Annotated in this window: 6 protein-coding genes and 1 pseudogene; 5 read left to right on the top strand and 2 right to left on the bottom strand. The window is 54.7% G+C overall.

Annotated elements, in window-relative coordinates; all coding sequences use genetic code 11:
* Positions 1–392: 392 nt before the first annotated feature.
* The 3 genes from ACQ4W6_RS25325 (at position 393) to ACQ4W6_RS25315 (ending at position 3,084) form a co-directional block, all read left to right on the top strand.
* Entirely contained in the window at positions 393–770 is a 378-nt protein-coding gene (locus ACQ4W6_RS25325) for a hypothetical protein (protein WP_436569923.1), read from the top strand.
* Positions 771–1,471: 701 nt separating this feature from the next.
* Positions 1,472–1,735, top strand: coding sequence for a helix-turn-helix domain-containing protein (locus ACQ4W6_RS25320; RefSeq protein WP_436546344.1), 264 nt, complete (start codon positions 1,472–1,474; stop codon positions 1,733–1,735).
* 2 nt (positions 1,736–1,737) lie between these two features.
* Complete coding sequence (locus ACQ4W6_RS25315; protein WP_436569922.1) at positions 1,738–3,084, top strand: type II toxin-antitoxin system HipA family toxin; 1,347 nt, start codon at positions 1,738–1,740, stop codon at positions 3,082–3,084.
* 116 nt (positions 3,085–3,200) lie between these two features.
* Here the strand turns inward: ACQ4W6_RS25315 and ACQ4W6_RS25310 are convergent, their stop codons facing one another.
* On the bottom strand, positions 3,201–3,842 hold the full coding sequence (locus tag ACQ4W6_RS25310; protein WP_436569921.1) for a hypothetical protein: 642 nt from the start codon (positions 3,840–3,842) through the stop codon (positions 3,201–3,203).
* 52 nt (positions 3,843–3,894) lie between these two features.
* Positions 3,895–5,136, bottom strand: coding sequence for a phage integrase N-terminal domain-containing protein (locus tag ACQ4W6_RS25305; RefSeq protein ID WP_436569920.1), 1,242 nt, complete (start codon positions 5,134–5,136; stop codon positions 3,895–3,897).
* Positions 5,137–6,061: 925 nt separating this feature from the next.
* On the opposite strand from ACQ4W6_RS25305, the gene ACQ4W6_RS25300 reads away from it, so the two are divergent.
* Positions 6,062–7,069 carry a ParM/StbA family protein gene (locus ACQ4W6_RS25300; RefSeq protein ID WP_436569919.1) on the top strand — a complete coding sequence of 336 codons (1,008 nt, stop codon included), beginning with the start codon at positions 6,062–6,064 and terminating at the stop codon, positions 7,067–7,069.
* Positions 7,070–7,781: 712 nt separating this feature from the next.
* Positions 7,782–8,111, top strand: a pseudogene (locus ACQ4W6_RS25295) (transposase); the annotation flags it as partial.

Raw genomic sequence — 8,111 nt, 5'->3', positions numbered from 1 at the left:
CGAAGTCGGCGCAGGCGCCGGCCAGCGGCAAGGCGACAACTCAGAAGGATTAACAACAACTCGCTTCACCGGCCAAGATAATTGACGCCGACCGGCCAAGATAGTTGACGCAAACCATACGTTTTCTTGTCGACACGCTTAACTCCTCAGATAGTGTATTTTCCACCTATCGAGGTGTCCGAGAAAATTAGATCACAGCATTCCTACCTCCTCGTCCTTGACCTACCATTGGCTAGGTGATTATAGATCTATCGCCAGGGTTCAAAAATCCATCGAAGCCGGCACTCTTCCTCAGAACTTAACTCGACTTGCACAAGGACAAATGGGACTTACGATGACTCTTGTCGCGGTCACATATGCCGCTCAACCAACCCCACTAAGGGAGTTATTTGATGAGTACCGATAAAGTCACAAACCTGACCATTTTTACTACCAACTGGGCGAAAGAAGATCGCCGTTCTGTTAAGGCCTACCTCAATGGCAAAGGCGACGGCAGGGTCCTGTGGTGGAACATCAATCGTTGGGTTCACCAGCATTTCAGGCCCAAAGCTTCGCTCGAGAAGATTATGTTTTGCTTCCACTCACGCCACCAAACGCTCACCTTGCTCAACCTGGAATATCGAGCCGACGTCCAAGAGGTGGCAAAGAAAATCCAGTCCGAGGGAGTTGTGGCAGGAATTCGATTCGCGATTTCCTCAGCCTGTAAGACGCGTTTGTCTGAAGTATCCACGTACTCGCAGCTCTCCTGCCATAAGGACGCCAAGCCATGAACGAGGTTGGCGAAGGCCGGACATAGTGGTTTCACCCTGAACATCATGAAGACAAAAAATGAACAAACTTATTGAGCATATTAAAAAAGTAGCGATCGAAGACACTCGCCTTTTTTTCGAACCGTTCACTACAGTGACACGCCTGACTCGTCGCCTGGCCACAGCCGTGACTGCTCGTCTCAGACGATCGAAGACAAAGGACAAGAAGGAAGGTGACCAATGAGAAGTAGCGCTTTCTACTTGTTACTTTATTTCCGTCCGTTAGTGAAATTGCTCCTCACAATTGTGTGTCGGGTTTTCGGCTTCCTCTCGGTCATCATGCTGATCGCGATATTCTTCAACGACTCCTGGGCGGACATTCTCGCGATTACTGCACTATTCTTTGTGGTATCGATCAGCGCCGCGATTCTTCAGGCAAGGTACACCAGGCTTCTGCTGAAACTCCAACCGGATGAGACTGAATACATTTTCTACGATTAATTGAGCAGCCAAGGCCGACTGTCACGTGATAGTCGGCCTTGGTACCTCACATACCTCGGTGAAATACGAGGAGAATCAGCAGCATCTTCTGGCCAACTGTTCGTTATCTCATCTCTGCTTTATCTGTTTCTCAGCTATTTCTGATACATCCGTTATTCAGATATCTTGACTTTATCTGCATTTCAGATAATATTGATATATCTGAATAACGGATAGCACACATGTCCTTCTCGCCTACCACCCACCGTCTCCTCACTGCGTCGCAGCTCGGCCAGTTGCTCGCATCGACCCGCAAACGGCATAAGATCACCCAGGCGACTGTAGGCACGCGTGTCGGCTTGAGCCAGAATCGCATCTCCTACCTGGAGAGCCATGCTGACGAAATCAGCGTCAAGCAGTTACTCAGCTGGTGCTCCGCACTCGAGCTGGAGCTGCAGTTGGGCGAGCGCGATACGTCCGCCGCAAGCAATTCGGCCGAGTGGTAGTCATGGGTCGCCGCTCACACAGCCAGACGCTCCATCTTTGGGCAAATGGCGACTATGTAGGACGCTGGACGGTCAAGGCCAACGGCGACTCCGAACTCCAGTACGATGCGTCCTGGCAAAGCTCAAGGCTCGGGCGCCCCATCTCGCTGTCGCTGCCGTTCAATCTACGCAATGAACCGCTCAAGGGTGCCAGTGTTGCAAACTACTTTGAGGGCTTGCTGCCGGACAGTGACATCATTCGCAAACGCGTTGCGACCCGGTTCAAGACAGGCTCTCTCGAACCGTTCGACCTGCTCGCGGCTATCGGCCGGGACTGCGTCGGCGCCTTGCAGCTGCTGCCCGAAGGCGGCAAACCGGAAGGACTGGCCCAGGTCGATGGCATCGCCCTTGACGAGGAAGACATCGAGCGGCACCTGCTCGAAGTAGTCAGCTCAGAGCGGCACGGCGCCGCAGATGACGCGGACGATGATTTCCGCATTTCGCTGGCTGGCGCGCAAGAGAAAGACGCCTTCTTGTGGTGGAATGGAAAATGGATGAAGCCGCGCGGCGCGACGCCGACAACGCACATCTTCAAGCTTCCGATCGGGATGGTAGGCGGAAAAAAAGCCGACTTCACCACGTCGGTCGATAACGAGTGGCTATGCCTGCGGCTGTTCAAGGAGTACGGGCTGCCTACGGCAAATGCCGAGATTGCGACCTTCGGCGAGCAGCGGGTGCTCGTCGTCGAGCGTTTTGACCGCGTGCGGTCGGCCGATGGCAAGCAGCTGCTCCGGCTGGTTCAGGAGGATTTTTGCCAGGCGACGGGAACATCACCGCTGCTGAAATACGAAAATGACGGTGGGCCGGGGTTAAAACAGATGTTTACCTTGCTACAGCAATCGCAGCAGAGCGCTGCCGACATGCACACGCTCATGGCCTCCCAACTTCTGTTCTGGATGCTGCGCGCACCCGATGGCCACGCTAAAAACTTCAGTATCCAGCTACTCGCGGGCGCCGGCCGGTTCAAGCTGACGCCCATCTATGATGTGATGTCCGGCTATCCTGTGATCGGTCCTGGACCCAACCAGTGGGCCGAGCGCAAACTCAAGATGGCGATGGCGCTACTCGGAAGCAACCGGCACTACCTCGCGCATGGCATACAGCGGCGACACTTCAATAGCACTGCAAAAGCGGTCGGCTATGGCGCGCACGCCGAACCGCTCCTGCTCGATTTCATTGCCCGCACACCCGCCATCGTAGAAAAGGTCCGCAGCGAACTGCCTGTGGGGTTTTCGGAAAAGGTGGCCGAAAAAATTTTGGGCGGCCTGCTTGATGCCGCGGCCGCCCTTCAACGGATGCCGCCCGCCTGACCAGTACCTCGCAGACGGATCGGCCGCGCACCGGGCACTAACGCGAAAAAAGGCCAGTATTTTAACCTCGGTAAAACATGAGGAAAATCAGCAGCATCTTCTGGCCGGCTATTCCGTTATCCCTCCTCTAAAAGCGCACACGCCTCGAACTGCAGCTCAGCCGGATCAATGCACAACTGGCACCGATCGTGTTCGACAAGGAGTTCATGAAACGAGCCATCCGGGGACTGTGCGACAGCTGCCTTGATCTTCTCTTGAACAATCCGTGTTGCCTCGCCCAGCAGGTCATGCCATATGAATATGAGGAACACGTCGGCAAGCCAGGTTCTCAGGACTTCACCACCGCCCTTTTCACTTTGAAACGAAATGACTGACCAACTCTCATTTCCCTCATCACAGTCGAACTTGGGACAATAGCGTGGATGGTTGCGGTACAGCCACATGAAAAGGTCTTCCAATTGCGCGCTTTGCGGGAACGCCAGCAGGAGCTCCGTTGGCATGAATTCAAAACGCAAAATCGGGGGGCTTTTATCATCATCGGGATCACTCGGATGCCACGCCTCGCTCAACGTCCCCCAGGAAAAGACATACCCCTGCTTATCCAGGTATTCGTCGAGCATGCTGAGCCCCCTTCCCTTTTTGGACACACCGCATACCTCTTCAGCAGTAAGCACTGAATACTTGCCATGCACAAGCTCCCGAATGAGCTTTGCGGGCATTCCAAGCTCTGCAGGACACGCCTCGATCAACGAGTTCATGGACATGTCATTCAATGCATTATTTCGATTACGCTTCACTCTACTTCTCCTATTAACACAACAAAAAATCGTTCAACATCGCTTCAGCGCTGATGCGCAGCGCCAGAGGAGTCTCCAGCCCTGGAGACATCCATTCCACCCCGTGACGCCGGGCATGCTTCGAAAACAACATATGTGCCTGGTCTGCAGTCAAGACCAAGCCCGTGCGAGCCATCATTTCCTGAATAAACCGACAGTCCTCCAACCGCGCGGCGGGAACTTCGGGAAGTGCGACAGCGTCAAGAATCCGAAGTGCTTTCTGAATCGTCACGATCCCTTGATCGCTGTCCGGAAAAAGTGCTGAGGACGACTCGAAGGAACCGATGTACGCACTTGTCACGGACTGCCGGTTGTGTCCCAATGCTTGCGCCACTTTCGCCTTCACGACGCCGCTATCGGCGCCATCCAGCTGACCTGCACCTCCACCCATCGTGGCTGGGATCATCCCGAGCAGCAACGCATGGTTCTCGGCAAATTGCGCGCGCAATCCATGTCCTGTTATGCCGGCATCGGCTTTGGTGAAGCCGAACGACGTCATCAAGTTCTCGTAGCGGCGGATGTTCTGCTCCAGACTGGCTATCTGGCCCGACCGGGAATACTCCCACCCAAGCGCTTTATTTTTCGACACGCGTGCTTTGACGTAGTCGAGCAAATCGCGCTGCGCATTTGAAACGATGGGAATATTTCGCCAACGACCGCCTTTACCCATCCCCGGAAAAACCTGTAGGTAATGGCCGTAATCCTGAACGTGTGGATTGCATTTCAAGACCTCTTCGCGCCGCAGTCCAAAGCCCAACTCGAGACGTAACATCAGACCGAGGCACGGGTCGCGCTCGTCAACCTTGCGGAACGTCTCGACCAAATCAATGCCATGTCCGGACCAGGACTTCGTGGTTCGTGCGGCCGAACGCACTTTCAACAATTCAGGATCTACATCCGGCAGATATTTCTGGACGGCGCCAACCATGCCTGGCTTGCCGAGCATTGCGCAGAAAACCCGCAATCGAGAAAGGTCGTTCTGGACGGTCTTGGCTTTCTTGTGCTGGCAATACCACCAGTGCTTGACGAGCACTTCGATGTGCCGTTCACCGAGATTCTTCGGGTCCTGAATCTTGTAGCCGAGTTCATGCAGCCGCCGAATCGATGCATATAAAACGTCTTTCGTCAGTGTCTGAGTGCGTTCGGATGCCACCTTGCCATTGACGCGGCGTGTGCCTGCCAATTTCATGATGTCGTTTACTTTTTGCTGCCACATATGTCCTCCACAAGAACCATCGATACCACTTATCACCAGATGCGGAAGCGCAGCGGGGCGGGGCGGGGGTAAGGCTCCCGTCTTAAATAAACCGGTTTCGCATCAGCGGGCCTTACTGCCAACCACCGATGCGCCGAGCCCTTGCGGTACTCGGTGTCTCTTCCCGGGAAGAGAACTGAACATTGAGCAGTTTCTCGCTACGCACTCCCGGACCAGGTCCGGGCTTTGAGGGTGCGCGCCTCCAGTTATGGAAAAACCAGTGAGAGCTGGCGTGACGTTCTTAAGCGCCGTGCTTGACGCACATGCGGCCTGAGGGGTGACTATCCCGATCACGATGTTTGCAGTTGAAGTATTGGAGGGTGGTGCTCTTCGGAGCGAAGAGCGAATGGAGATCTGGCTATAGCGTGGCCGTCCGCCCAACGACTCAAGCAGGAACGTCGATCTGTGATCGAGTTTTCCCTGCCATTGCGCTGGAAAGCCGATGACGACACGTTTTGGGGATCACTCTGTACCTGCCTGTAGAGCCTTGCAGACAAGACCTGGCCAAGTAAGAACTGGATTTTTTGATGGTGATGAGTGCTCGCGATTGGATGAAAGCGAGCGATGCCAAACGCTTGGCGTTGCGAAAAGCTGTTCTCTCTCAGCGGACAGAACAACTTGAAAATTAATTTATATAAATGCCGAAAGGCCGACGCTGGCTACTTTATCCAAGCGTGGCTAGCGTGTCAAGAAACATTGTTTGCAGTGACGCTTGTCTGGATTTCCGCACCTGATGATAGCTAATGACGGCGCATTTTCGAACCTCGATATTCGACACGGACTGCTTCCTGGTTCCTGTCGCGGCTCATGGTCACGATGGAAACCTGACTTGCGCACGCCGGCTTGCGCTTTACATTAAATCTTTCACTGACACTTGGAGTTCTATATGGAAAACATCTCAATCGCAATCGATGGCGGCCACTCAATGTTCAAAATACGCGCAGCCTCGCTGGCATCGCCAGAAGAGCGTCATTCGTTTCAGATTCCCACTGTCGTGATTCCCGCGATCACGCTGACGAACGAGCAGACACGACAAAAAGCTGAGCTCGAAACTGTCGAGGTGGATGGGCGCAGATACTTTTTTGGCGATACTGCGTTGCGGCAAGGCCGCTCAGAAGTGTACACGGGGCAAAACGCGGATTGGATCGAGAGTCCCCAGCACGATGCACTGGTGCTGGGTGCATGGCGCAAAGCCATGCAGGCGTTCGGCAATCCCTCGGCAAGGGTGCATCTGGTGATGGGCTTACCGGCCAAGTTCGTCGGCTCGCAGCGCGACACGCTGCGCGACCGCATCGTGGCTTTGCTTACACCACGCCTTCTGCCCGGCCAAACGCTCAGGGTGATGGTGCAGAGCCAGGCGGATGCACCGCTGCAGTGGCTCTCGATCCAGAATAACGGTTATCTCCACACACAGCGAGATCTCGACAACGAGGCCTGGGGCGTTATCGAGATCGGCCATTACACAACCGACTTCGCGCTGTGCGATCGCGGCTCCATGATGGAATACGCAGCCATATCGTGCGCAGGCATGCATCTGGTCTACGACGGCATGTCCAGCGCGCTGGCGCAGGCCAAGCTGCCAACATCACTGGACGTGGTCGAAGCGGCAGTGCGTAGCGGAAGCATCAAACACTTCGGGCAGCGCGTCGATGTCTCTCCCTTGCTCCATCAGGCGAAAGCAGGCTTCGAAGCCGTCGTCATGGATGAAGCCAACCGCGTATTTGGCCAAAAAGCGGCCGTATTGGACGGCATCATCATTGGCGGTGGAGGTGCTGAAATGCTTCTTGATGGACTTAAACAACGATATCCCAATGCTGTCACCAGCGACGAACCGCGGATGATGGTAGCGGAAGGCTTCTGCCGCCTCGGCCTGTTGTCACTGCTGCAGTCCTGATCCAGGGATCTGCCATGTCGACACCAATGGATAAGCCGCCGAAAATCGGTACCGAGATCACGGTTCGAATCAGCCTGACTTTTCAGGAGGCTCCGGACGTCCATACGCTCCTGGCGATGACGCCAGTGCGCGAACGGGGCAAGCTCGTGCGCCTAGCCTTGGAACGATACATCGTGGAGATAGGTCATCCAGCGGGTGACGTCGAACAGCAGATCCATGCTATCTCGACATGGCTGAGGTCCCGAAGGGGTCTGGAAGAAGCGACGGTGGCTACTCCACGCACTTCCGGAGCGACCCGCCTTGTCGGGGCTGTGAGCACAACCCAAGTTCGCGAAACGGCAAAGCCTGTGCCAGCACTAGGTGAACTGGCTCAGAAAGAGACATCCAGTTCGTCCTCACCCATTGCAAGATGGCTTCAGACCTAGGCGGATGATCTGATAACTCTGGTATGGAAAAAACAATTGAGTTTTGACACAAACACTCCTATAAATGGCCGGCATCTGCTTCGAGGCCCAACTGGCCGAGTTTATCGGCAGTGGATCCGATTTTTATGGCAGCATCCTGCAACTTCAGCATGGATCGGTACTCTCTAATTAAGCCATTTTCTTCGCACTTTTTCATTGGTGCCCTATTGTCTCGCCTAGATTTCTATAGTGGATCCCGAATCTGAGACGATGGTTTAAGCTGTGCTCCGTGAAGGAGATAACAGCAAATGAGTGAAGGTAAAAAACGCAGGGTGCATACGGCCGAGTTCAAGGCCAAGGTCGGGCTGGAGGCCGTACGTGGCGTCAAGACGGTAACGGAAATCGCGCAGGAGTTCGGCGTGCATCCGGTACTCGTCGGCCAATGGAAAAAGGAAATCCTGGAGAATGCCGGGGTCTTGTTCGACACCAAGCGCGGTCCCAAACCGATTGATGAAAGCAGTCCCGAGGACAAGCTGTACGGCGAGATTGGGCGGCTGAAGATGGAAGTGGACTGGCTTAAAAAAAAGCTGGGGCCGTGAGCCAAGAGGCGCGCCTGGGTTGGATCGAGGCCAAGCATG

Source organism: Janthinobacterium woesei (assembly GCF_051380875.1).
Lineage (GTDB): Bacteria > Pseudomonadota > Gammaproteobacteria > Burkholderiales > Burkholderiaceae_D > Janthinobacterium.
This window is presented reverse-complemented; position numbering and strand designations above follow the sequence as displayed.